Source organism: Desulfofundulus thermosubterraneus DSM 16057 (genome assembly GCF_900142025.1).
In the GTDB taxonomy this organism is placed as follows: Bacteria; Bacillota; Desulfotomaculia; order Desulfotomaculales; family Desulfovirgulaceae; genus Desulfofundulus; species Desulfofundulus thermosubterraneus.
The window spans coordinates 1-24,763 of the sequence record NZ_FQZM01000042.1 but is presented as its reverse complement, the minus strand read 5'-3'; the positions used below and the strand labels follow the sequence as shown (position 1 = coordinate 24,763).

At 52.8% G+C, this 24,763-nt stretch carries 25 protein-coding genes and 1 riboswitch; of the genes, 6 read left to right on the top strand and 19 right to left on the bottom strand.

Features of this window, described 5'->3' with window-relative positions:
• The first annotated feature begins 110 nt into the window (after positions 1–110).
• Positions 111–2,213: an acetate--CoA ligase alpha subunit gene (gene acs / locus BUA65_RS14240; RefSeq protein WP_072870658.1), complete on the top strand. Its 2,103-nt coding sequence runs from the start codon at positions 111–113 to the stop codon at positions 2,211–2,213.
• A 10-nt stretch (positions 2,214–2,223) separates the two neighbouring features.
• Complete coding sequence (locus BUA65_RS14235; RefSeq protein ID WP_072870656.1) at positions 2,224–3,276, top strand: phosphotransacetylase family protein; 1,053 nt, start codon at positions 2,224–2,226, stop codon at positions 3,274–3,276.
• Here BUA65_RS14235 and BUA65_RS14230 read toward each other — a convergent pair.
• Genes BUA65_RS14230 through rsmD form a run of 3 tightly spaced genes read right to left on the bottom strand, consistent with a single transcriptional unit; the run spans position 3,273 to position 4,829 of the window.
• A complete protein-coding gene (locus BUA65_RS14230; RefSeq protein ID WP_072870654.1) occupies positions 3,273–3,755 on the bottom strand; it encodes an ATPase in 483 nt (160 codons plus the stop codon). The genes BUA65_RS14235 and BUA65_RS14230 overlap by 4 nt on opposite strands.
• Before the next feature lie 2 nt (positions 3,756–3,757).
• Positions 3,758–4,261 (bottom strand): pantetheine-phosphate adenylyltransferase, encoded by a 504-nt coding sequence (gene coaD, locus BUA65_RS14225; RefSeq protein ID WP_072870652.1) that lies wholly within the window; start codon positions 4,259–4,261, stop codon positions 3,758–3,760.
• A 4-nt stretch (positions 4,262–4,265) separates the two neighbouring features.
• Complete coding sequence (rsmD, locus tag BUA65_RS14220) at positions 4,266–4,829, bottom strand: 16S rRNA (guanine(966)-N(2))-methyltransferase RsmD (RefSeq protein ID WP_072870650.1); 564 nt, start codon at positions 4,827–4,829, stop codon at positions 4,266–4,268.
• A gap of 155 nt (positions 4,830–4,984) precedes the next feature.
• Here rsmD and gpr point away from each other — a divergent pair, with 155 nt between their 5' ends.
• Positions 4,985–5,959 (top strand): GPR endopeptidase, encoded by a 975-nt coding sequence (gene gpr / locus BUA65_RS14215; protein ID WP_072870649.1) that lies wholly within the window; start codon positions 4,985–4,987, stop codon positions 5,957–5,959.
• 178 nt (positions 5,960–6,137) lie between these two features.
• Here the strand turns inward: gpr and BUA65_RS14210 are convergent, their stop codons facing one another.
• Together BUA65_RS14210 and recG are read right to left on the bottom strand one after the other, a co-directional pair.
• Positions 6,138–6,395 carry an alpha/beta-type small acid-soluble spore protein gene (locus tag BUA65_RS14210; RefSeq protein ID WP_013822349.1) on the bottom strand — a complete coding sequence of 86 codons (258 nt, stop codon included), beginning with the start codon at positions 6,393–6,395 and terminating at the stop codon, positions 6,138–6,140.
• A 217-nt stretch (positions 6,396–6,612) separates the two neighbouring features.
• Positions 6,613–8,685 carry an ATP-dependent DNA helicase RecG gene (gene recG, locus BUA65_RS14205; RefSeq protein ID WP_072870647.1) on the bottom strand — a complete coding sequence of 691 codons (2,073 nt, stop codon included), beginning with the start codon at positions 8,683–8,685 and terminating at the stop codon, positions 6,613–6,615.
• 205 nt (positions 8,686–8,890) lie between these two features.
• On the opposite strand from recG, the gene rpmB reads away from it, so the two are divergent.
• Positions 8,891–9,082 carry a 50S ribosomal protein L28 gene (gene rpmB, locus BUA65_RS14200; protein WP_013822347.1) on the top strand — a complete coding sequence of 64 codons (192 nt, stop codon included), beginning with the start codon at positions 8,891–8,893 and terminating at the stop codon, positions 9,080–9,082.
• A 48-nt stretch (positions 9,083–9,130) separates the two neighbouring features.
• Here the strand turns inward: rpmB and BUA65_RS14195 are convergent, their stop codons facing one another.
• The 6 genes from BUA65_RS14195 to BUA65_RS14170 form a co-directional block, all read right to left on the bottom strand.
• Positions 9,131–10,174: a nicotinate phosphoribosyltransferase gene (locus BUA65_RS14195; RefSeq protein ID WP_072870645.1), complete on the bottom strand. Its 1,044-nt coding sequence runs from the start codon at positions 10,172–10,174 to the stop codon at positions 9,131–9,133.
• A gap of 18 nt (positions 10,175–10,192) precedes the next feature.
• A complete protein-coding gene (gene ribH, locus BUA65_RS14190) occupies positions 10,193–10,660 on the bottom strand; it encodes a 6,7-dimethyl-8-ribityllumazine synthase (RefSeq protein ID WP_013822345.1) in 468 nt (155 codons plus the stop codon).
• Between the two features lie 143 nt (positions 10,661–10,803).
• Complete coding sequence (locus tag BUA65_RS14185; RefSeq protein ID WP_072870644.1) at positions 10,804–12,021, bottom strand: bifunctional 3,4-dihydroxy-2-butanone-4-phosphate synthase/GTP cyclohydrolase II; 1,218 nt, start codon at positions 12,019–12,021, stop codon at positions 10,804–10,806.
• 17 nt (positions 12,022–12,038) lie between these two features.
• Positions 12,039–12,704, bottom strand: coding sequence for a riboflavin synthase (locus BUA65_RS14180; protein ID WP_072870642.1), 666 nt, complete (start codon positions 12,702–12,704; stop codon positions 12,039–12,041).
• A complete protein-coding gene (gene ribD / locus BUA65_RS14175; RefSeq protein WP_072870668.1) occupies positions 12,689–13,795 on the bottom strand; it encodes a bifunctional diaminohydroxyphosphoribosylaminopyrimidine deaminase/5-amino-6-(5-phosphoribosylamino)uracil reductase RibD in 1,107 nt (368 codons plus the stop codon). Before ribD ends, BUA65_RS14180 begins: the two co-directional genes overlap by 16 nt.
• A 124-nt stretch (positions 13,796–13,919) precedes the next feature.
• Positions 13,920–14,071: riboswitch (FMN riboswitch) on the bottom strand.
• A gap of 67 nt (positions 14,072–14,138) precedes the next feature.
• On the bottom strand, positions 14,139–14,807 hold the full coding sequence (locus BUA65_RS14170; protein ID WP_131821521.1) for a hypothetical protein: 669 nt from the start codon (positions 14,805–14,807) through the stop codon (positions 14,139–14,141).
• A gap of 286 nt (positions 14,808–15,093) precedes the next feature.
• Between BUA65_RS14170 and BUA65_RS14165 the strand changes: the two genes are divergently transcribed.
• Positions 15,094–17,040 carry an acetate--CoA ligase gene (locus tag BUA65_RS14165; RefSeq protein ID WP_072870639.1) on the top strand — a complete coding sequence of 649 codons (1,947 nt, stop codon included), beginning with the start codon at positions 15,094–15,096 and terminating at the stop codon, positions 17,038–17,040.
• Between the two features lie 43 nt (positions 17,041–17,083).
• On the opposite strand, the gene BUA65_RS14160 is transcribed toward BUA65_RS14165, so the two are convergent.
• The 4 genes from BUA65_RS14160 to BUA65_RS14145 form a co-directional block, all read right to left on the bottom strand.
• Positions 17,084–17,722 (bottom strand): GntR family transcriptional regulator, encoded by a 639-nt coding sequence (locus BUA65_RS14160; RefSeq protein ID WP_072870637.1) that lies wholly within the window; start codon positions 17,720–17,722, stop codon positions 17,084–17,086.
• 125 nt (positions 17,723–17,847) lie between these two features.
• On the bottom strand, positions 17,848–18,480 hold the full coding sequence (locus BUA65_RS14155; RefSeq protein ID WP_072870636.1) for a CBS and ACT domain-containing protein: 633 nt from the start codon (positions 18,478–18,480) through the stop codon (positions 17,848–17,850).
• Between the two features lie 92 nt (positions 18,481–18,572).
• A complete protein-coding gene (locus tag BUA65_RS14150; protein WP_072870634.1) occupies positions 18,573–18,755 on the bottom strand; it encodes an aspartyl-phosphate phosphatase Spo0E family protein in 183 nt (60 codons plus the stop codon).
• 283 nt (positions 18,756–19,038) lie between these two features.
• The gene (locus tag BUA65_RS14145) at positions 19,039–19,296 is read right to left on the bottom strand and encodes a DDE transposase family protein (RefSeq protein WP_072870633.1); all 258 of its coding nucleotides are present in this window, start codon (positions 19,294–19,296) and stop codon (positions 19,039–19,041) included.
• Positions 19,297–19,475: 179 nt separating this feature from the next.
• Between BUA65_RS14145 and BUA65_RS14140 the strand changes: the two genes are divergently transcribed.
• A complete protein-coding gene (locus BUA65_RS14140; RefSeq protein WP_072870632.1) occupies positions 19,476–20,288 on the top strand; it encodes a LexA family protein in 813 nt (270 codons plus the stop codon).
• 80 nt (positions 20,289–20,368) lie between these two features.
• Here BUA65_RS14140 and BUA65_RS14135 read toward each other — a convergent pair whose 3' ends face one another.
• From BUA65_RS14135 to BUA65_RS14110, 4 genes are all read right to left on the bottom strand, one after another.
• Complete coding sequence (locus tag BUA65_RS14135; protein ID WP_072870631.1) at positions 20,369–21,193, bottom strand: DNA adenine methylase; 825 nt, start codon at positions 21,191–21,193, stop codon at positions 20,369–20,371.
• An 800-nt stretch (positions 21,194–21,993) separates the two neighbouring features.
• A complete protein-coding gene (locus tag BUA65_RS14120; protein ID WP_072870628.1) occupies positions 21,994–22,776 on the bottom strand; it encodes an enoyl-CoA hydratase-related protein in 783 nt (260 codons plus the stop codon).
• Between the two features lie 39 nt (positions 22,777–22,815).
• Positions 22,816–23,670, bottom strand: a complete 855-nt coding sequence (locus BUA65_RS14115; RefSeq protein WP_072870626.1) for a 3-hydroxybutyryl-CoA dehydrogenase — start codon at positions 23,668–23,670, stop codon at positions 22,816–22,818.
• Positions 23,671–23,688: 18 nt separating this feature from the next.
• Positions 23,689–24,763, bottom strand: a 1,075-nt coding sequence (locus tag BUA65_RS14110) for an acetyl-CoA C-acetyltransferase (RefSeq protein WP_072870625.1), incomplete at its 5' end; no start/stop codon positions are given.

Genomic DNA, 24,763 nt, shown 5'->3' with positions numbered 1-24,763 from the left:
TACTATAAGTTGCTGCCCATTAGGCAAATGCAGGCCGCCCTATGGTATGCTTTATCTCCTTACCGGACATGATAAACACAACCGAACCAGGTTCAAAGTAGGTGAGATAGTTGGCGGACCTGCATGCTTTTTTTCGCCCCCAAACGGTGGCCATTGTCGGTGCTTCAAAAAAACCTGGTAAAATTGGCAACGTTTTGGTGAAAAATATGCTCGCCTGCGGTTACCCGGGCAGGATTTATCCCGTCAATCCCAAAGAGGAAGAAATAGAAGGGCTTTGCTGTTATCCCAATTTAAGCGCCATCGGGGAAAGCGTGGACCTGGTAGTGGTCGCCGTTCCGGCCAACCGGGTTATCGCCGTAGCACAGGAATGCGGCCTTACGGGGGCCAAAAATCTGGTAGTAATCTCGGCGGGATTTAAGGAAGTGGGTAAGGAAGGACTAATTCTGGAAAAGGAACTCACCCACATTTGCCGCAGTTACGGCATGGGCCTTTTAGGACCCAACTGTGTTGGTATGATGGATACCCACGTACCCATAAACGCCTCCTTTTCTGCCGTTTTTCCGAAGCAGGGGAACATAGCTTTCATTTCCCAGAGTGGGGCCATGCTGGTGGCCATTTTGGACTGGAGCCTGGCCACCGGACTGGGCTTTTCCCGGATTGTCAGCCTGGGAAACAAAGCCGATCTTAATGAAGCGGATTTTATAGCTGAAGCGGCCAACGACCCCAACACCAGGGTCATCCTCTGTTACATCGAGGACGTGGCCCGGGGCCAGCAGTTTTTACAGGTGGCCAGGGCGGCCAGCCACAAAAAGCCGGTGATCATCCTCAAAAGCGGTGCCAGCCAGGCCGGGGCCCAGGCCGCTTCCTCCCATACCGGAGCCCTTGCCGGCAGCGACCTGGCCTATGAGACAGCTTTCCGGCAATGCGGGGTCATCCGCGCCCGGAGCATGGCCGAGCTTTTTGATCTGGCCGTTGCCTTTGCCCACCAACCTATACCTAAAGGAAACCGAGTGGCGGTGGTAACCAATGCCGGAGGACCTGGCATTGTGACCACGGACAGCATCGAAATGAGCGAACTAACCATGGCCCGCTTAAGCAAGGAAACCAGCCAGGAGCTAAGGGCCAACCTGCCGCGGGAAGCAGCCATTTACAACCCGGTAGACGTCCTAGGTGACGCTGGCGAAAACCGCTATCGCTTTGCCCTGGAAAAGGTACTCGGAGATCAAAGTGTGGACAGCGCACTGGTGCTGGTTTGCCCTACGGCAGTCACTGAACCGGAACAAACCGCCCTGGCCATCATTGAAACTCACCGCATTTACCCGGACAAGCCGGTACTTGCTGCCTATATGGGCGGAAAAACCCTGGCGGGAGGAGCTAAGCTCCTGGCAGAAGAAGGCATACCCTGTTTCACCTTTCCCGAACCGGCGGTCAAAGTCTTGAGCGGGATGGTGCGCTACGCCCGGGCCAGGGAATTGCCGGAAAAAGAAAAGGAGCTCGAGCTGGGTGGTATCCAGCCCGAACGGGTTAAAGAAATCTTGCAAAAAGTACACCAGGAAGGCCGGTTAACTCTCCTGGGCAGTGAAGCCAGCCAGGTGGCCGGTTGCTACGGGATTGCCGTGGCCCCCATTGTCCTGGCCACCAGTCCTGATGAAGCGGCGGCCATGGCACAGGAAATTGGCTTTCCGGTGGTAATGAAGGTGGCCTCCCCCCAAATTTTACACAAAACCGACATCGGGGGAGTAAAAATAGGGGTGGAAACTCCCCAGGAAGTAAAAAAGGCATTTATTGAGATTACCGAAAACGTCCAACGTTTCCTGCCCAAAGTGGTTATCTACGGCATTGAGATTCAAAAAATGATGCCCCCGGGAACGGAATTAATCATTGGCATGACCCGGGACGTACAGTTCGGCCCTTTAATAGCCTTTGGACTGGGAGGAATTTACGTCAACCTTTTAAAAGATGTCTCCTTCCGCCTGGCCCACGGCCTCACCAGGCAGGAAATCCAGCAAATGCTTACCGAAACCAGGGCTTACACGTTGTTACGGGGTTACCGCGGCGAAAAGCCAAAGGATTTCGGAGCTATCGTGGAAATGATTGCCCGAACTGCCAGGTTGGTGCTTGATTTTCCCGAAATTGAGGAAATGGATATTAACCCGGTTTTTGCCTATCCGGACGGGGCCTTTGCCCTGGACATAAAAATCACCATATCGTGAGGTGTAAGCGGTGAAAAACCTTTATATCATGGGTACGGCAGGCAGTGGAAAAACAGCCATGGCGGTGGGCCTGGCCCTAAAACTGGTCCAGCATGGATACAAGGTAGCCTATTTTAAGCCGGTTGGCCACCCCACCGGTATAAGGGAACAGAATGACGAGGACGCGCGGCTCATGCAGGAGGTGTTAGATTTAAAACAGCCCCTGGATGTAATCGCACCCTTTATCGCCGGCCCGTCCTATCTGTCGGGCTACCGGCAATGCGAGGCATTAGAATGGATCCTGTCGTGCTACCGGCAGGTAAGTGCCGGAACTGACGTGGTGCTGATTGGAGGAGCCGCTTTTCCCCATATCATGGGGTGCTGGGGTTTAGATGCCGTCACCCTGGCCAAAAAGCTGGAAGCCCTGGTTTTGTTCACGATCCGCATTGAAAATGACTTCAGCCTGGATGAAGCCATTTTCATCAACAGCTACCTGGTAAGTCAGGGCATCCAAGTGCTGGGAAATGTTTTTAACAACGTCCCTCGCCCGTTGCTGGCCAAAACAGAAGGGATTTATAAGCCCATCCTTACCGAACGCGGATTCCGAACCCTGGGTATTATTCCCCAGCGTCCGGAAATATCTTCGCCCACAGTAAGGGAATTTTATGAAACACTGGGCGGGGAAATCCTGGCCGGCGAAGAAAATATGGACCGGCTGGTAGAGGACGTGATTGTCGGTGCGATGACTATTGAAAGTGCCTTGGGTTATTTGCGGCGGGCGCCAAACAAGGCTGTGATTACCGGGGGTGACCGGGCCGACCTTGCCCTGGCGGCCCTGGAAACCAATACCTCGGTGCTAATCCTCACCGGAGGGTTATATCCGGACGTAAAGGTAATTGCCCGCGCTGCAGAAAAAAACGTGCCGCTTATTCTGGTGCATTACGACACCTTTACCACGATTGAAAAGCTAGCAGAGATTAGCCGGCATATCCGGCCCCGGGACCGCAAACGCATCGCCCTGGCCCGGGAAAACATAGACAAATACTGCGATTTTCCCGCTATACTTCAGACCCTGGCGGATTAGCCCTGGGCCGCCCGGGAATTAACGCCGTCATTAACCTTAACTCCTCTTAATTCAGCCCGTCCGTTGCGAATCTGGGTCATGATCTTGTCCAGTTCCTCTTCCAGCCCACCCAGGATCTCATCGGCATATTCCCGTGCACCCTGTTTGATTTCCCTGGCCACCTGTTCCGCCTTGTGGATAATTTCGTCCGCTATGGCCTGGGCTTTTTTCACCACTTCACTTTCTTCCGCCCGTTTTTCCAACTGTTTCTGGGCATCCTCCAAAAGACGCCCGGCCTCCTTGCGGGTGTCGGCCAACACTTTTTCCCGTTCCTGGAGGAGCCAGCGTGCCTGGCGCAATTCCTCGGGCAGTGTGGTGCGAATACGGTCCAGGTAATCTAGCAGGCGATCCTCGTCCACCATCACTCGCCTGGTCATGGGTATCCGGGGACTGTTTTCAATCATCTCCTCCATCTCATTTAAAATATGGAATAGCTCCACTTCTACCCCTCCCTAACCGGTCGCTCAAGGGCCATAAATTTTTCCCGTAACTTTTGTTCTACCACGGGGGGTACCAGGTCACGCACACAGCCCCCAAAGTAAGCTACTTCTTTTACAGCACTGGAACTGATGAAGGAATATTCCGCTCTGGTCATGAGAAATAAGGTATCTATTGAAGGAACCAGTTTCTTGTTGGTCAGGGCCATCATAAACTCGTTTTCAAAATCTGAAATAGCCCGCAGGCCACGAATAATTGCCTGTGCACCCAAGCTTTTAGCGTAATTTACTGTCAGCCCATCAAAGGAATCTACCACCACGTTATAATAGGGCTGCAATACTTCTCGCAGCATTTCTAACCTCTCACTAACAGTAAAGAGCGGCTTTTTGCTGGTATTGCGGGATACCGCCACAACCAGCTGATCAAATAAACAGGCTGCACGCTCAATTACATCGAGATGTCCATTGGTTATCGGGTCGAAACTGCCCGGATAAACCGCGATGCGCAAAGATTTAATCCCCCTCTCCGGCAATGCCGGGCTGGTAAAATGAAAGCACAGTATCTCCCACTAGATGTTGCCGGTATTGCACCAGCCGCCCCACCTGACCAGGAAATGCCTGCCGTTTACTGCTTTCGGCCACTACAATGCCGCCGCGAGCAAGTAGCCCATAACGATCAATGGCCTCCAGAGTGGGCAACTCCAGGCCCTGTCCATAGGGTGGGTCCAGGAAAACCACATCGAACTGCTGTCCGCTCAGTCGCCTCAAAACCAGGAAAACATCTTGCGCCAGCACCTCAGCCCTTTCCACCAAACCCACATGAACAAGGTTATCCCGGATAATTTTAACCGCTCTTTTATCCCGCTCTACAAACACTACCCGGGCTGCACCGCGGCTCAAGGCTTCTATACCCACATTGCCTGTACCGGCATAAAGATCCAGGAAATGAGAGCCGGGAATCCGCGAACCCAGGATATTGAACAGGGATTCTTTAACCCGGTCGGCAGTGGGGCGCCCGCTCCATCCCCGGGGAATTTTTAAGCGGCTTTTCTTGGCAATCCCGGCAATAACTCGCAAGATAGCGATTCTTTCCTCCCTATTCTCAATGCAAATATTATAGCACATTATACCAGAAAAATCGATCAGGCAAAATATGTAGTGTATAATCCTCCTCGAGGCGGACAATATATAGCTGAAACCTGGAGGGATTTCAATTAAAGGGGGGCGACAGCGTGCTTTTTGATCTTTTTCGCTCCTTTGGAGTCAACCTTGATTTAGCATTGGAAGCCCGGGAACTAGTACGAGGGAAAACGGGGCAGGAAATTCCCGGTGTGCGGGTGGATCGGGAAAGATTTGAACATGGTGAAGTAACCATAGTACATATTATCGAGAAGGCCGCGGAAACCATCATGGGTAAACCCGTGGGTACATATATTACCATCGAAGCTCCCGTGTTGAGGGAAAATCACCCGGCCGCCCACCATGAAGTAAGCCAGATTCTCGCCCGGCAATTGGAAAGATTTGTGGCCCATATTCCGGAGTATGGGAATATTTTGCTGGTGGGTTTAGGCAACTGGCGCGCGACCCCGGATGCTTTAGGGCCAAAGGTTATTGAGATGAGTCTTGTAACCAGGCACTTGTATAATTACGCCCCCCAGGAGTTAAAGGGCGGGATGCGTTCCGTCAGCGCCCTGGCTCCGGGAGTGCTGGGGTTAACGGGTATAGAAACGGCGGAAATAATCAAAGGGGTAGTAGAAAAAATCCGTCCGGAGTTGATTATCGCCATAGATTCCCTGGCGGCTCGCAGTGTAACCCGTATTTGCACCACCATTCAAATAGCCGATACGGGGATCAGTCCCGGTTCAGGCATTGGCAACCGCCGGGCCGGAATCAACCAGGAAAGCATGGGCGTGCCTGTAATCGCCATCGGGGTGCCCACTGTGGTACATGCTGCCGTCATCAGCCAGGATACCATTAATGCCTATTTGGAACAGCTGCAAACCACGCCTGTAAATGCGGGGTTTAACCCTGCCCTGGCCCGGCGGGCCATTGAAAAGGTTTTAGAACCTTTCGGCGGCAACCTGACGGTAACTCCCAAGGAAATAGACGCGTTAATTGCTACTACGGCTAAAGTTATTGCCGGAGCTGTTTCCCTGGCTCTGCACCCGGGTTTAACTGAGGACGACTACAGCTATTATCTACATTAAAAAATTAAAAATTGAGCAAAGTTCCTGGGGTTGGGCAGTCCCTGCCGGGGGCCCAACCAACAGGGAGCCGGATTCTCGGCTTTACCGTTAGTTGGGACCCCCCGAAAGGGAACTGTATAAACAACCGGTACACCGCACCAGACCTTGTGTACCCAAAGAGCTCATACCTTAACCTCCGTTAAGGAGTGGTGCGAGCGTTGGTTACTTGAGGAGTCGGAGGCTGGGTACCGTTGGCCAGGCTTTGCTCGTAGGCGGCGATCATCTTCCGGACCATGTTACCGCCAATGGCCCCGTTCACCCGGGAAGGCAGGTCACCCATGTAACCGCTCTGGGGAACCTGGACGCCCAGCTCGGCAGCAGTTTCCCACTTAAATTGTTCCATAGCCGCGGCGGCCTGGGGAAGAATCAACTTATTCCGCTTTTGCCCTAACGCCATCTATAGTCACCTCCTTGCCTTTAGGCTATTCTTATTATGGCCCTGCTGCAATTGATTATGTCTAGAACATTTTACCCCGGCATAATGCTACAGCCCCCTTAGCATAAGGTTTTAAGAAAAGGGCTTTGCCTTGTTCTGTCTTGGTTTGGCTTTCCTGGACTGATTTTAATATTTTTTTTGGAAGAAAAAAGCCCCTGCGGGCTTTTATCTTGGCATTTTAACCGATATCCAGGTATCCCGCCTTCCCGCCAAACCTTAAGCGCAACTCCCGAGCCAGGAGGCGGTGTTCCGGCGCTTTTAACTCGGGATCTTTTTTTATTAAAGCAACCGCTTCCTGCCGGGCAAGCTGCAGAGCGCGCCAGTCCCGGACCAGGTCGGCTATTTTAAACTCAGGCAGCCCCGATTGCCTGGTGCCCGTAAGTTCCCCCGGCCCCCTTAACTGTAAATCTTTCTCCGCCAGGACAAAGCCATCGGTGGTGGAGGTCATCGCCTCCAACCTGTAGCGGGCTTCTTCGGTGGTACTGTCGGAAACCAGAACACAGTAGGATTGTGCTTTCCCCCGCCCCACCCGCCCCCGCAACTGGTGTAACTGGGCCAGCCCGAAACGCTCGGCGTCCAGGATCACCATTGCCGTGGCGTTGGGTACATCCACACCAACTTCCACCACGCTGGTCGTTACCAGTACCTGGATTTGGCCCGTGCGAAAGGCTTCCATCACATCCTCCTTTTCCGCCGGTTTCAAGCGGCCGTGGAGCAAACCCAGCCGGCATCCGGCCAGAGGGCCCCGGGAAAGTTCCTCCATCAATTCCACGGCAGCCCGGACATCGAGTTTTTCTGATTCCTCCACCAGGGGGCAAACCACATAAGCCTGGTGTCCCTTTTCCACTTCCCGCCGCACCAGGCCATAAACATCAGGCAGACGAGAAGAAGGAAAAGCATAAGTTTGTACCGGCCGCCGCCCGGGAGGCAGTTCGGAAATAGTGCTTACCTCCAGATCCCCGTAGAGGGTAAGGGCCAAGGTACGGGGAATGGGTGTCGCCGTCATGACTAGCACGTCCGGACAGTGTCCTTTATATTGTAAAATGGCCCTCTGGCGCACCCCAAAACGGTGCTGCTCGTCAATAACCACCAGGGCCAGTGATTTAAACTGCACTTTTTCTTGAATTAAAGCATGAGTACCCACCACCAGGGGTATCTCCCCGCAGGCGAGACCGGCTAACAGTCTCTCCCTCTCCTTCTTTCTCATGCTCCCTGAAAGCAGGCCAACTTTTATTCCCAGGGAAGCCAGGCTCCGGGAGAGAGTAAGGTGATGCTGTTCAGCCAGGATTTCTGTGGGTACCATTAGCGCTCCCTGTAGTCCGCTACCCACGGCCCGGAGTAGGGCCAAGGTGCTGACCACAGTTTTGCCCGCCCCCACATCTCCCTGCAACAACCGGTTCATGGGCCAGGGAGCATCCATGTCGGCTTTGATTTCTTCCCAGGCCCGCTGCTGACCGGGAGTTAAGGTAAAGGGCAAACTGGAAAGAAATCTTCCCACCAGGTCTTCGTGATCGTGATAACGGTGCGGTTTTAACTTCCGGGTAATTTGCCTGCGCCTTAAGGCCAGGACCAGCTGGAGCAAAAACAGCTCCTCAAAAATAAAGCGTTTTCTCGCCCTGATGGCCTCTTTCTCGGTGGCCGGAAAGTGGATCTGGCACAGGGCGCTGGGAAGCTCGGGCAGGAAAAATTTCTGCCGCACCCCTGGGGGGAGGAAATCGTTGATGCGGGGTGTCCACTCGTCCAGGGCAAGGCGCATTAAGGACCGCATGAGACGCTGGGTCAATTGTTCCGTAAGGGGATAAATAGGTACTATACCCTCCTGTGGTACGGGATCCTCGCCCTCTAACAATTCATAATCGGCAACCAGCAGCTGAATTTCTCCAAAGCGGCGTTCAATTTTTCCCGTAACCTGTACGTGGCTGCCAGCAGTAAACAGTTTTTTTATGTAGCGCTGGTTAAACCAGACGGCAAAAAAGTGCCCCGTCGGTTCCTGCACTTTTACCCTTGTGATCCATAATCCGGATCTGGGGCTTAACTCGGTGACTCCCACAACCCTTCCCTGCAGGGTAACCTGTTCCCCATGGGCACAGGCATAAGACGGCTTTACCGTGCGTTCCTGGTATTCCCGGGGAAAGTGGTAAAGCAAATCTTTTACCGTCCTGATCCCCAATCTCTTCAGCAGGGCAAAACGGCGTGGGCCTACCATTTTCAAATATTGTACGGGATACTGCTCAAAATCAACTTCAACCATCGGGTTTGTGTCGAAAGGTTTTACCTCCTTTTCAACCCCTGCCGCCGGAGCAGGTCCCTACCTTCCCCGCCGAGCGGCGTTCCTTTCCGCTACGGGAAGCCCGAGAATTTATGAAATCTGGGACACTTTCACCCGTTTCACCTTGCACGGCAGTGGTATTTTTGCTAGAATGTAAAGAGTGGTCTAGAAAAAGGAGGTGGCTCTATTGGCCAGGAAATGTGCTGTTTGCGGTAAAGGTGTGGTGGTTGGGATGCAGGTAAGCCACTCCCATATCCGGACCAAAAGAACCTGGCAACCCAACTTACAGCGGGTAAGGGCTCTGGTCAACGGTACTCCCAGAAGGATCCTGGTGTGCACCCGCTGCCTGCGCAGCGGCAAGGTGCAAAGGGCTATCTAGAGAAAGCGGCTGTCAAGCCGTTTTTTATTTTGTGGAGAAGGTCGATGTTTAAAGGATCCTCTGCAAACGGGGATTTGGGGTAATGCCTGGTATACGCCCCCGCTTGGCAACGGGCTTCCCGTTGACTTCTTTCAAATCCATGGTCATGTCTATTGGTGAAGCACCGGATATGTAGCTGCCCACCCCGAAGGCATCCGCCCCCGCCTGGTCCAGCAACTGGATCCGCTCGGGGGTTAAACCGCCGCTGACCACAATCTCCACGTGCTTGTATCCCGCCTGATCCAACCGGGCACGCACTTCCCGGACCAGAGCGGGAGTAACCCCTCCCCGCTCGCTAGGGGTATCCAGCCTGATGGCCGCCAGATCTTTCCCCAGGGTCTGGGCAACTCGCACTGCTTCTTCGGCCTCATCCTTAAAGGTATCCACCAGCACAATCACCGGCGTACCTGCAGGCATGGTCCGCTGGTAGGCCAGGGCTACCTCCAGGGTGTCTCCCACAATGAGCATAACAGCGTGGGGCAAGGTGCCCACGGGCTCCTGACCGGCCAGTTTGGCCCCTAAAATACAGCTGGCACCGTCGGCTCCCCCCACCACCGCCGCCCTTTCCATAACCGGCGCCACTGCCGGGTGAACGTGACGGGCACCAAAGCAAATCACCCGCTTGTTGCCCGCGGCTTCCTTACACTGCCTGGCTGCCGTAGCCCAGCCGCTGGAACTGGCCAGAATACCCAGTATGGCCGTTTCATAAATACCAAACCGGTCGTAGGGGCCGTGGATACGCAGAACAACTTCCTTTTCCCCAAACCATTCCCCCTCGGGTAAGGCCCAAACTTCAACCCCCGTTCCGGCCAAAAGATTTTTTACCTCCGGCACTCCGGCCAGCACACCCCTTTTGCCGGCAAAAACTTCGGCCACCACTTCTGTCCCGGCAAGCCCCATGGCCCGCAGGATTTCCCTGGTTTTGATAAAGTAAATGTCCGTGGTCCAGCCCGCAAGGATTTCCTGACCGTCGGCTGAGAAAAGACGATTATGGGGTGTAACACGAAAATCAGCCACTTCTTTTAAGTTCTGGACTGTATGTGCCGCCCGCACCGGTGTGGCCCCCTTTCCCTAGCCAAGGCTGCGCATGAGATTGGCCATTTCAATGGCCCCTACCGCCGCATCCCAACCCTTGTTGCCAGCCTTGGTTCCCGCCCGCTCAATGGCCTGCTCCAGGGTGTCGGCAGTGATGATGCCAAAAATTGTCGGTACACCGGTATCCAGCCCCACTTTGGCCACGCCCTTGGCCACCTCGGCAGCCACATAATCGAAATGGGGCGTGGCCCCACGGATCACCGCTCCCAGACAAATTACCGCATCAAAGCGCTGCATAGCCACCATGCGCCGGGCCACCACGGGAATTTCAAAGGCTCCGGGCACCCACGCAATCTCAATATCCTGATCGGCAACACCATGCCGGTGCAGGGCATCCAGTGCCCCCGTCAACAGCTTGTTGGTAATAAACTCGTTAAAACGACCCACCACCAGACCAAAGCGCAACCCCTGACCAACCAGATGTCCTTCGTATACCTTCGGCATTTTGTTTCTCCTTTCTATCTATATCCTAATTATCCCAATATCGTTATCCTCTATCGTTGCCCAATGGCCGGGCGGCAACTGTCCGGCTGCCGCTGCAGTTTCTCAAACAATTGCCGCCCGTGAGATTTTCTAGACTCCTTCTTCTAGCTTACCTCATCGGCGATATTGAGCAGGTGGCCCAGTTTCTTTCTTTTCGTCGCCAGGTAAAACCGGTTGTATTTGCTGGGACATACCTCAATGGGTATCCGGGCCACCACTTCCAGGCCGTAACCCTCCAAACCGGCAATTTTCCGGGGGTTGTTGGTGAGCAAACGAATTTTCTTGAGCCCCAGATCAGCCAGGATTTGAGCCCCAATACCGTAATCCCGCAAATCGGGTGGAAAGCCTAAAGCCTCGTTGGCTTCCACCGTATCCTTCCCCTGATCCTGCAGCTTGTAAGCACGGATTTTGTTTAAAAGGCCAATACCCCGGCCTTCCTGCCGCATGTAGAGGAGCACCCCGACTCCTTCCTTGGCGATCATTTGCATGGCCCGGGCAAGCTGATCACCGCAATCGCAGCGGGTGGAACCCAAGACATCGCCTGTCAGGCACTCGGAATGGACCCGCACCAGGGGAGCCTCCACCTGGCTTAAATCCCCTTTGACCAGGGCAAGATGGCCCTTGCCATCCAGCAGGCTCTCATAAGCCACGGCAGTAAAATCACCATATTTAGTGGGCAGATGGGCGGAATCCACCCGGCGCACCAGTTTTTCCGTCCGCCGCCGGTACTTGATTAAATCGGCAATGGTAATGATTTTTAGACCGTGTTGCCGGCAAAAGGCCATTAACTCCGGTACCCGGGCCATGGTCCCATCTTCCTTCATAACCTCGCAAATTACCCCTGCCGGGTACAGGCCGGCCAGACGGGCCAGATCTACCGCTGCCTCAGTATGTCCGGCCCGGCGCAGCACCCCTCCTTCCCGGGCACGCAGGGGGAAAATATGTCCCGGGCGGCGCAGATCTTCGGGGCGGGTAGCCGGATCTAAAATGGCTTTGATGGTCTGTGCCCGCTCGTAGGCAGAAATACCCGTACTGGTATCTTTATGATCCACGGACACGGTAAAAGCGGTACCGTGTTTATCGGTATTATGGGTGACCATAAGGGGCAGATCCAGTTCATCCGCCCGCTCATTGGTTATGGGCATGCAGATCAACCCCCGGGCATGGGTAGCCATAAAGTTAACCGCCTCGGGAGTGACCTTTTCTGCCGCCATGATCACATCCCCTTCATTTTCCCGGTCCTCATCATCCACAACCACCACCATTTTGCCCTGGCGAATATCCTCGATGGCTTCTTCTACGGTGTTGAAACGAAATTCCATGTCCCGTCACTCCCCGTCTACTTTGATATATAGCCGTGCTCGGCAAGAAAATCCAGCGAAATGCTTGATTTTTTACGTTGATCCCGTTCCTGGCCGGGGAGGGCCAGGAACCTTTCTACATACTTCCCGATAATATCCGTTTCCAAGTTCACCAGGTCCCCTGTATTTTTACTGCCCAGGATAGTATGACGGGCAGTATGGGGGATCAGGGATACTGAAAAATCCCCCTTACCCACCTCCACCACCGTCAAACTGGTACCGTCAACAGCCACCGAACCTTTTTTTACCATATAACGCACCACCTCATGTGCGGCGCCAATGGTCAACACGATGGCTATGTCATGTTCCTGGCGGTGTAAAATCCGGCCCACGCCGTCAATATGCCCCGTAACCAGGTGACCGCCCAGGCGATCTCCTAAACGCAAAGCCCGTTCCAGGTTGACCCGGTCTCCTGGCTCTAAATGGTCAAGATTGGTTCTGGCCAGGGTTTCGGCCATCACATCTGCCGTAAAAGAAGAACGGTCAAAGGCCACCACTGTCAGGCATACGCCGTTTACGGCTACACTGTCTCCTAACTGCAGGTCGCCGGCAATCTTGGAGGCCTCTATGGTCAACCGGGCGGAATCCTTTCCCCGGGTTATACGGCGCAAAATGCCTATTTCCTCTACTAGTCCGGTGAACATGAACCTTCACCCCCGCCATCCACATACCCCTCCACATAGAAGTCCCCCCCGTAACGGGTAAAGGAAACATCCTTCAATCGCACTGCTTCCAGGAGCCGGGCCGGCCCTTCCCCGCCTACAGGCCCGGGCGCCTGGCGTCCGCCAATAATCAGGGGGGCAATAAACCAGATCACCTTGTCTACCAGGCGGGATTCCAGGAAAGAGGCGTGAATTTCCCCGCCCCCCTCCACCAGCACGCTGGTTATCTCCCGGCGGGCCAGTTCCTTCATTAAAACGGAGAGATCCACCCGGGATCCGGACCCGGGTACCACCAGTACCTGCGCCCCGGCTTCCTCCAGCCGGCGCAGGTTTTGTACGGGCGCCCTTTCCGTCACGGCGACAATGGTTGGTGCCGGAGATTGCTGGGTAATCACCCGCGCGTCTGGAGGAGTACGGCCCAGGCTGTCTACAATGACTCGCACCGGGTCCTTACCATCCTCACCCGGAATACGGGTAGTCAGGGAAGGGTTGTCCTTCAGCACTGTATTTACACCAACCAGGATGGCGTCATAACGATCCCTTAAACGATGCACGGCCAGCCGGGCTTGGGGGCCAGTAATCCAGCGGGATTCCCCGGTACGGGTAGCTATTTTACCGTCCAGGCTCATGGCCACCTTTAAAACCACGAAGGGGCTACGGGTAGTGATATACTTTACAAAAACTTCATTTAACCGCCGCGCCTCTTCCTCCATCACTCCTACGGTCACTTCAACCCCGGCCTGGCGCAACCGCTCCAACCCCCGTCCGGCAACGAGGGGGTTGGGATCGGTCATGGCGGCCACCACCCGCTTGACGCCGGCGGCCAGAATTGCCTCGGTGCAGGGACCTGTACGTCCCCGGTGGCAACACGGCTCCAGGGTAACATAAAGGGTGGCTCCCGCAGCCTGCTCACCGGCTTCATTTAACGCATGAATCTCTGCATGGGGGGTACCGGCCCGGGCATGATAGCCCCGGCCAATTACCTGGCCATCTTTTACCAGCACCGCCCCCACCATGGGATTGGGGCTGGTTCTGCCCAGGGCCCGCCGGGCCAGGTCCAAAGCCATTTGCATGTAGTATCTGTCCAATGCCCTCACCTGCAAAACAAAATAGAAAAAGCCCCGATTCGGCGAGCAACCTTCAGGGCTAATGGGCATAATGGGGCATGATCCTGCTTTTTTTGTAAAAGCAGTGCCTTCACGCCTTCTCCCATCCAGACTTTTACTGTCGGCCCTGGCTTCTCACCAGATCAACCCTGCAATCACCCAGGTGGGTGCAGGGCTCGCGGGCTTGGAAGGTCTAACTTCCATACCGCCGGTAGGGAATTCCACCCGTCCCCGAAGGCTCTTTAATTTTTAGAACCACTAAGGTTATTATAGGCCCGTTTACAACCGGTGTCAATATTGGCTACGCAAGCTAGAAGTCCAGCTCCTGTTTGCTTAACCGGCTGCGCAGGCGGTTTAGTTCCGCCATTACCTCGGGAATGCGTTCCAGTGTGGCGCGGCGGTTCTGGAAATCTGACCACGAGGTGCATTCTCCTAAACAGGCATAAAGCACACTCAAGCGCATGTGCAAGCGTCGTGGCAAAAGAGCCACATCAGCCCCCAACCGTTCCCAGGCCCCCACGGAAAAAGTTATTTTCCCTCCAGGCAAAGAACAACTGGGATCTCTGCTAATCTCGTCCACAACACGCCTGTTTCTTTTTAATTCTTCCAGCAATTCCTCGATAATAAATAATCTTTTTTCCGCCACTTCCTGCTGCCTGGTTGCATGATAGTACCATACAGTAACAATTACTCCGTACAGGGTGAGCAATCCTCCGAGAACTGCCTGGTTAAAACCCGTGGTAAACCAGTTGCTACTTGCATCCCTTCTAATGATGGCCGCGACTCCTGGAAAGACCACCGTCAGCCAGTAGGCCCGGGCCAGGTAATGGATTATTTCCCGGTTAATCATCAAAGTCAAAAAAACGATAATGGGACTGAAAAAAATAACCAGCACCAGCAATAGTCTGCGCAACATCCGCAGGCAGCGGCGAAAGCTACGGCCCGAAAGGAAGCACAGGCGAAAAAACAGTCCAGCCAATTTCACACCTACCTCCTTTTGGCCCACCATTATTAAAAGAAGCCACCGTAAGGTGGCCTCTTTTTTATTTTTCGGCCGGGGCGATTCCTTTATTCTTGTTAGAGCAACTGTTTCCGTAACGTATGATAGCTTCCATTTCACTGGCCAGTCCATTCGCTCCTGCTATAAATCCACTCGGACTTAAAAAAATACATCCCGCCGGAATTTTCTTAATCTTTACCATATTTTTATTTTATATTTAGTGATAGAGGCTTTTTTGGAATATTTAAAGGGGAGGTAATGTCGAATGGCTGAAAAAATGGGTACCGGGATGGTTCCCCCGCAGGTGAAAGCTTTTATTGACTGGGCAGCCGAGGACCCGGAAGGCTTTTGGGCAGAAGCCGCCAATAAAGCGGCCCATGATATCCACTGGTTTAAAAAGTGGGATAAAGTATTTACCTGGAATTACCCTACCTTCCAGTGGTTTTCTGGAGGTTTGACCAATATTTGCTACAACTGCGTGGACTACAAGGTTAAAAGAGGGAAGGCGGGCCGGGCGGCTTTTATTGCCGAATCGGGAGAAACCGGTGAGGTAAAGGTGGTAACCTACGGCCAGCTCCTTTCCCTGGTAAAACAATATGCAGCCGCATTAAGGGGTTTAGGGGTAAAAAAGGGTGACCGGGTGGCCATCTACATGCCCACGAGCATTGAATCGGTTACCGCCATGCTGGCCTGTGCCCGTATTGGAGCCATCCATGTGGTCATTTTTGCCGGTTTTTCTGCCGGGGCAGTGGCGGATCGCCTGCAGATCACCGGTGCCAGGTACCTCCTTACCCAGGACGAAGGCCTGCGGCGGGGCAAACCAGTACCTTTAAAGAAAATGATTGACGACGCCCTGGCCATGTGCCCCGAGGATTTAATTGCCAAAGTGGTGGTTTTACAGAAAAATAAAGACCAAGCACCGCCAATGAAAGCCGGACGGGACATTTTATGGGACGAGTTCCTGGCCCTGGGCGAAGGGCAGAGTTCAGAAGTGGAACTCATGGAAGCAAACGAACCCCTCTTCCTTCTGCCCACTTCCGGCACTACGGCCAAGCCGAAGGTCACCGTGCAAAAACACGGCGGCTACCAGATTTACATTTACTCCATGGCCAAGTGGATTTACGCTTTACAGGAAGACGATGTATGGTTCTGCACTTCGGACATCGGCTGGATTGTAGGACACAGTTACAACGTTTACGGACCCCTCCTGGTTGGGGCTACCAGCGTCCTTTACGAAGGCACTCCCGACTACCCGCGGCAGGACATGTGGTGGGATATCGTGGAGCGGAACAAGGTTACCGCCATATGGACATCCCCCACCGGTGTGCGGGGCTTGATGAGACTTGGCATTGAGCACGCCAAAAAACACGATTTGACCACGGTCAAACGAGTCTTCTGTGCCGGAGAAGTATTAAACCCTGCCGCCTGGAGCTGGCTGCAGGAACAGGTATTTGAGAACAAAATTCCCGTCATGGACCATATGTGGCAAACCGAAACATCCGGCCCCATCTTTGCCAACCCGTACGGTCTGGGCATGATTCCCATTAAACCCGGCTCCGCGGGCATTCCGGTACCCGGCATCATCGCTGAAATTGTGGATGACAAGGAAGGCAAGCCTACAGCTCCCGGCGAGAAGGGAATTGTCACCATCCTGAGGCCGTTCCCGGGACTGACCTCCACCCTGTGGAACAACGAGGAAGGCTACCAGAAGGAATACTGGGAGCGGCTACCCTTTACCCAGGGCAGATATTACTGTGGAGACGCCGCTTCCTTTGATGAGGACGGGTACATCTGGTTTGCCGGCCGCTCAGACGAGGTAATTAAGATTGCCGCCCACAGAATTGGCACCATTGAAATTGAAAACGCCCTCATCTCCCACCCGGCAGTGGTGGAAGCAGGTGTTTCAGGCGTACCCGATGAACTGAAAGGTGAAGTGGCCTGCGCCTTTGTAGTGTTAAAACAGGGTTACCAACCCAGCGAAGAAATGAAAAAGGATTTAATTGCCCACGTACGCAACACCATGGGGCCCATTGTCATCATCCGGGATATTCAATTTGTGAGCTCCTTGCCCAAAACCCGCAGCGGTAAAATTATGCGCCGGGTGATGAAATCCCTGTGGATCGGCAAGGAACTGGGTGACCTCTCAACCATTGAAGAAGAAGCTTCCGTCGACGAAATTCGCGAGGCTATCAAGAAAATGCAGCAGAATTAAAGAACTTAAAAAGAAAGCCTCTCCCATTACGGGAGGGGCTTTCTTATTGTTTGTCTGCCGTGCCGTTGACCAGGTGATAGACCTGTTCCTTTAACTCCGGCGGTGCCAGGACAATCAGTACATCGCCGGCCTGGATTACCGTGTCGGCCTGGGGCGAGAGGATTTCCTCACCTCCACGGTAAATAGCCAGTATGGTTGAACCTGTTTTGGCCCGGAACTCCGCTTCGGCCAAGGATTTACCCACAAGGGGCGATGTGGGCAGCACCCTGATTTCTTCAATCCGCTGCAGGTTGCCGGCCATCTTAAAGGTGTAATCCAGCAGCTCATTCATGAGCTTCTCAATTTCGCTGTTAATCCGATCCCTTTCCCGCAACAGGCGGTGTAACCGTTCCTGCATATCTCTTAATACCTGGCGCTGGCCGCATTCAGCCAGAAAGGCCTCCGCCGCCTTCTGGGATTTTACCACCACCCCTACTCCCGGGGAGACCTGCACAATCCCCGTATCCTGCAAAAGGGTTAAAGCCCGGCGGATAGTTTCCGGAGAAACATTATACTTGCCAGCCAGAGTAGAACGGCCGAAAATTTTCTGCCCTTCACGGTATTCCCCCCGCGCGATGCGGGTGGCTATGTCGATAGCAATGGTAGCGTAACGGGATAAAACATGAGAGCCCAGGGATTCCATGGGGATCTTCTCCTTTACCTAAATCCAAATATATAGTGTAACCACCGGCAAAAAATTAAATCAAAATCAATCCGGCCCCATCAGGGAGCCGGATTTCCAAGATCTATATCATCCCCCCAAACTGGTTAACTAACAGATTTCACTTCAAAGCCCTGTTTTTGTAAATCGTGCACCAGGGATTCTGGCTCCACCGTGCTCAGGCGCAGCATAATTTGCACCCGTTGATTTTCCTTTTCCCGGCAAGCCACGCCTATAACATTGATCTGGTGCTCCCTCACTACGGCCAGGATATCGGCCAGCGCGCCAATACGATCGCTAACTTCAAGTACCAGGCGGGTCCCCGCTTTGCGCAGGCCAAAGATGCGGATCAAGGCGTCCAGGATATCGGTCTGGGTAATAATTCCTACGAGCCCGTCATCCTCAACTACCGGCAGGCTGCCAATCTTATGCTCCCGCATAATCAAGGACGCTTCTTCAATGGTGCAGTCCGGCCCCACGGTAATGGGATTGGTTTTCATGACATCCTTTACTATCATTTTGGAAAGCAGGTAATTCATTTCAAAAACACTAAGGGTGGTTGCCGGGGAGGGAGTAACGGTAAGCAAGTCCCGCTCGGTAATCAATCCAACCAGCCGGCCCTTGTCCACCACCGGCAGATGCCTGATCTTATTTTTCTTCATAATGTTTAAAGCTTCAAAAATGGGAGTCCCCGAGTAGATGCTGATGGGGGAAGTACTCATGTAATCCCGTACAAACATGCTTAAACCTCCCGCTCAAAGCCTTTCCTTTTATTATAACATTGCCCCCGGGGAAAGCAATGGCTAAAGTAACGAAAGTTAACGTGTAACCCTTACTTTTTTAGACCGAGACACCCTTGTCTATCCTTCAGTGCCACAAAAACCTGCCGCTGGTATTGTACAATCAACCTGTCCAGGCGCTGGCTTAAAGCTAGAAGCTGATCCTGATCTTCCCTGTCTATGCCGTTCAGCCTGCGGCGCAGGTGCTCAATTTGCACCCTGAGTTTCCGATCCAAGGCTACGCCCCCCTTAGTCATGGAAACGATATAAACAAGCTCGCTTCTTTAGCACGCACTTATCCTTGGAAACGTTGACAAACCTTCTCGTTTTACTTTTTCATACGTACTTACTATACGACTGCCGCATACAATTTTCACAACTATAGAAGGAAGATCGTCTCCCGCCCTGGCATTTATTCCAATTTATGGTATAATACCTATTAACAGGTGCATTTCCCGGGCTTTAACTTTTCATATTTTCTCTTTTTTTAGCTACCCCTTTTGCCACCAATGTACGCCCTTATTTTTGAAGGGTAATCTTTTCAGCAGCCGCATTACGCTTGTCGCTGTTGGAGTCGGGGTCGGGCAGTTTCCAACTCCTGGTAGGAAGGCCGAGTTTCAGCATCCATACCGAAACAGTTGCCCTGCCCACACCAAACAGTTGGGCCAGCTGGTCCAGGGTATACCCTTTTTCGTAGTAATAGTGCCTGATAAGTGTTGCTACGGGCTCGCCAAACCTCGCCTCAATTTCGGCCATTTTGCTTTTGCGACCGGCCACGTTATCACCTCGTGTACAATGTTTTCTCAATGATAATTTAATGACAAAAATAAAAGTTCCTGCCATTTATTCTAAAGTTATCATACTGATAACTTGCTGTCAAGAGGTTTTTCCGAAATTTTAAGGAATAATAAGGAATAATATAGTTACACTTCCCTGGTGAAAATTAAGGTGACATTATGAAAAATTATTATGAAGAAATTGGCAAAAGAATAAAGATTGCCCGGGAAGACCGGGGACTCACCCAGGAGCAGCTAGGTGAAAAGCTGGGGTTCACTAAAACCGCCATCAACCTTTACGAAAAAGGGAAAAGGCGGATTTCCATAGATGATTTAAAACGAATATCAACTATTCTGGGCAAGCCCCTGTCCTTTTTTTTGGGGGAAAGCATTGTCCCAATGGAAACCATCAGTACGCTTATCCAGAAACCCCTGGCCGACTTCCTGCCCATCAAACAAGTCCCCCTTTTAGGAACCATACGCGCCGGGGCTTCCCCCTACAGCGAAGCGGATATTCTTGGTTACGTGAGCATCGACAAAGAGCTTGACGCCGATTTTGCCTTTAAGGTAAGGGATGACAGTATGAGCGGGGCCGGAATCATGCCCGGGGATATAGCCATTTGTAAAAAAGTTGACGCGGCAGAACCGGGTCAGATAGCTGTCGCACTCATGAACGGGGATGAGGTAGCCGTGAGGTATATCATTTCCGAGGATGGCCTTTGGAAGCTACGTGCGGCCAACCCCCAATACGAAGATGTTCCTTTTAGCCCTGGCGAAAAAAGGATTCATGGCATTGTAGTGTTAATCCAGAAAAAGCCACCAGCATTGGCAGAGAGAGTTTATGCCGGCCAAACCGACGACTGGCTGCAGGTCAGGGAAGTGGCGGCAAAATACGGTATTAGCCCGGAAAAGGCCAAACGGCTGCTTGAATCCTTTGGCAGGTTAATGGAAAGTGAACAGGGAGAAGCCGTTGATGACAGGGATGACGAGTAAAAAGGCCCGACTGGCTTAAAACCGGTTGGGCCTTTGGCTTAACAAAGCCTAAATATTTGAGCCAGTGGAACAAACGCACCTTATTCATAATTCCTAATCACCAACTCGGTAACAGCCCCCCGCCTGTCGCCCCGGCAGTTGATAGCCCGCCGGGCATACACTATTTTTATATCATACCCCACATAGAGTTTCCGGACAAACTGGGTGTCGGAATTACTGAGCATAACCAGGCATCCCCGGCGATCAAGCTCCCTGAAAAGATCCGCCAGACGCAGCTGATCCCTTTCGTGAAACTGGCCGGCAGTGTAACTGGTAAAATTGGATGTCTCTGAAAGGGGGTAATAGGGGGGATCCAGGTAAATAAACATTCCCGGCCGGGCAACCTCGAGCACCAGGGAAAAATCCCCGCACCTAATTTCAGCATTTTTCAAGGCAGCGCTAGCCTTCGAGAGTTTTTCCTCGTCCACTATTTTAGGATATTTATAACGTCCGAAGGGAACATTGTACTGGCCCTTTTTGTTTACCCGCCACAAACCATTATAACCTGTCTTGTTCAGGTACAGAAAGCGTGAAGCTCGTTGTACCGGATTTAACGTAGCCGGGTCAACTGACCTTATCCAATAATAGTACTCGGCACTGTTTTTATGGTAGCGAAGGTCCACCAGCAATTCTTCCAGGCGATCCCGTAGCACAAGGTAAAAGTTGATCAACTCCTCATTACTGTCTACAAGAAAGGCCCAGGATGGTTGCAAGTGAAAGAATACAGCGCCACCGCCGAAAAAAGGTTCGGCCATTTCCCGTACTTTGGGCGGGAAAAAGGGCTCAAACTGGGGAATAAGCTGCCCCTTTCCCCCGACCCATTTCAACGGAGATTTTATTAAACACCGGCCTTTCCTCTCTTGCATTACCCTAAACACCGTTTAATTCCAACCCTGTTAGATATGTTGTTTACACTCAAGTTTTTCAACACTTTTGTGTTTTTAGCTCATTACATATGATAAAATAGCAGATAGAGATATGGAAGCGAGGTGAACCTCATTGAGTGATCTCAAAGCGCCAGCTCAGGAAAGCCACCCCAATTGCCCACCTTGCTACCAACCCGTACCAGTTGGTTCCCGGGGAGAAATATGCGTGCGTTATGGTTGTTCTCCCAGTTGTGCCGTTTGTCCACTGGCCAGGGTTAAAAATACACCGGCATGCTTCCAGAGCCTGCCCGGCTTTCCCGAGTACTGTATTTCTGAATATTTTATTCCCGAATGCAAGCGTTTTTGCAAGTATGCGGTTACCGAAATATGAGAACTAATTAATTAAAAAAGTCCGGGGAAGGCTGGATGGATGGGATTTAAAAAATTAATTAAAGAATAGATACCAATCAAAATAAACAGGCCAGCCACCCAGAAGATCACTATTTTTCTGTGGTTCCAGGTTGTAAAGTCCCACAGGTAAAAATATAAAAGCATATAAGGGCACAGAAACAGGAAGAGCCAGGTTATGTCCACAAGCCCACCCCCATCTAGTATTGCCGAACTACCCAGGTACCTCTAATCATAATTATACTATATTTTTTAAACAGAGGTGAGCATGCAAAAAAAGCAGGCTGTTCTGGTTATAATCCAGCCTGCATTTTTCCCTCCTGAAGCGTGTAAGGAGGAACTGGAAGTAATAAATAGTTGTATTGCCCAAAAATCCAAATTTGCACCACAAGCTAACGTCCCTGGAATTGCGGCTTGCGCTTGTTTAAAAAGGCCGTAATACCTTCTTCCCGGTCGGCCGTGGCAAATACCAGCCCGAAAAGATCGGCCTCGTGGGCCAGGGCCTTTTCCAGATCCATTTCCAATCCTTCATTCACTGCTTCCTTGGTCAACCGTACAGCCACCGGTCCCCGGGCGGCAATGCGTTCAGCCATCCCCCGGCAAAAGTTAAGCAACTCCTCAGCCGGAACCACATGATTCACCAGGCCGATGCGCCTGGCGGTTTCGGCATCAAACATATCCGCCGTAAACAAAATCTCCTTGGCCAGGCCGGGGTTGACCAGTCTGGTTAAACGCTGGGTTCCACCGAAACCGGCAATTAAACCAAGATTAACCTCCGGTTGACCGAATTTAGCCTTTTCCGAGGCTACGCGAATATCACAGGCCATGGCCAGTTCGCACCCACCGCCCAGGGCAAAGCCATTGACGGCAGCAATTACCGGTTTGGGCAGGTTTTCAATCTTGCTCAATACTTTCTGACCCAGCCGGGCGAAATCTTTAGCCTCCAGGGGGGTCAGCTTGCTCATAAAAGCAATGTCCGCCCCGGCCACAAAGGCCTTCTCCCCTGCACCGGTAATGATGATCACCCGCACCGCCGGGTCTGCCCCCAGTTCTTTGATAGCCCCGTCGATCTCCGTAAGCGTCTCGGCATTTAGAGCGTTCAACACCTGCGGCCGGTTGATGGTGAGTATGGCCACCGGGCCATCCTTTTCCACCAGAATATTATTCCAGGACATTATCCTACCTCCTCTGTTCCCAAACCTTCAGGCCAGAAGTCACTGGTTGTAAACGTAGAATCCCCGGCCGGTCTTGCGGCCCAACCAGCCGGCGGCTACGTATTTTCTTAGCAAGGGGCAGGGGCGGTACTTGCTGTCGCCCAGCTCCTTGTGCAGCACTTCCATGATGTAAAGACAGGTGTCCAGGCCAATGAGATCCGCCAGGGCCAGTGGTCCCATGGGATGGTTCATACCCAGTTTCATCACCTGGTCCACTGCTTCGGGAGTGGCTATTCCTTCGTAAACACAGTAAATAGCTTCGTTGATCATGGGCAGGAGCACCCGGTTGGACACAAAACCCGGAGCATCGTTGACCTCTACAGGCACCTTGCCCATGCGTTCACTCATGGCCTTGACCACCGCAAAGGTTTCATCGGAGGTAGCCAGTCCACGGATAACCTCTACCAGTTTCATTACCGGCACCGGGTTCATAAAGTGCATGCCAATAACCTTTTCCGGCCTTTTCGTTGCCGCGGCAATCTGGGTTATGGGCAGCGACGAGGTATTGGTGGCCAGGATGGTGTGGGCGGGGCAAATTTCATCCAGTTGTTTAAAAATGTTGGCTTTCACTTCCATATTTTCTATAGCCGCTTCAATGACCAGGTCCACATCTTTAGCATCGGCCAGACTGGTGGAAGGTGTAATGCGGGCGAGGATTTCTACCTTTTGATCCTCCTGCAACCTCCCTTTGCTCACATCCCGGTTTAAGTTCCTTTCGATATTGTTCAGGCCCCGTTGAACAAATTCATCCTTAATGTCATTCAAAACAACCTGGCAGCCGGCCACTGCCGCCACCTGGGCAATGCCCGAACCCATCTGGCCAGCACCTACAACCATCACCTTTCGTACATCCATAAGCTCCTTTAACCTCCCCTAAATATTTTCTACAATCATGGCCATTCCCTGGCCTCCGCCGATACACATGGTTACCAAACCCGTTTGTAAATTTCTTCTTTTCATTTCGTACATAATGGTAACGACCAGCCTGGCTCCCGTGCAGCCAATGGGGTGACCCAGAGAAATGCCGCTGCCCAACGGGTTGGTTTTTTCCAGAGTGAGGCCCAGTTCCCTCATACAGGCCAGGGCCTGTGCGGCAAAGGCCTCATTCAGTTCCACCACGTCTATATCCTGGATGGTTAGTCCCGCCTTTTTCAGGGCTTTTCTTACAGCCGGAACCGGCCCGATGCCCATGTAGGCCGGATCTACACCGCCAGAGGCATATGCTTTGATCGCTACCCAGGGCTTTAGCCCCAGCTCCTTCGCCTTCTCCCGGGACATCAGCACCACTGCCGCCGCAGCGTCATTTATACCCGAGGCGTTGCCCGCGGTCACTGTTCCATCGGACCGGAAGACCGGGCGTAATTTGGCCATCTTTTCCATACTGGTGTCCATGGGCTGCTCGTCGGTGTCAAAGACTACCGGCTCGCCTTTCTTCTGGGGCAGGGTTACGGGCACAATTTCTTCTTTAAAAAGCCCCTCTTTAATGGCGGCCCTGGCCCGCTGGTGGCTGAGCAGGCCCAGCTCATCCTGTTCCTGGCGGGTGATTCCATATTTAGCGGCGATGTTTTCCGCCGTGTTACCCATATGGTAACCATAGAAAATTTCCCACAGCCCATCGTAAACCATCAGGTCAATGCATTCGCCTTTGGCGTTGACATCCATCCGGTATCCCCAGCGGGCCCGGGGCAGGATATAAGGCGCCTGGCTCATATTCTCCATACCACCGGCCACCACCACCTCCGCCTCGCCGGCCATGATGGCCTGGGCGCCCAGGGCAATGGCCTTTAAGCCCGAGCCACAAACCTTGTTTACCGTAAAGGCGTTGGATTCTTTGGGAATGCCGGCATAAATGGCGGCCTGGCGGGCGGTGTTTTGGCCGCTGCCACCCTGGAGCACATGCCCCATAATCACTTCGTCAACCTGTACTTCCTGCAGGGAGTCATCCCAG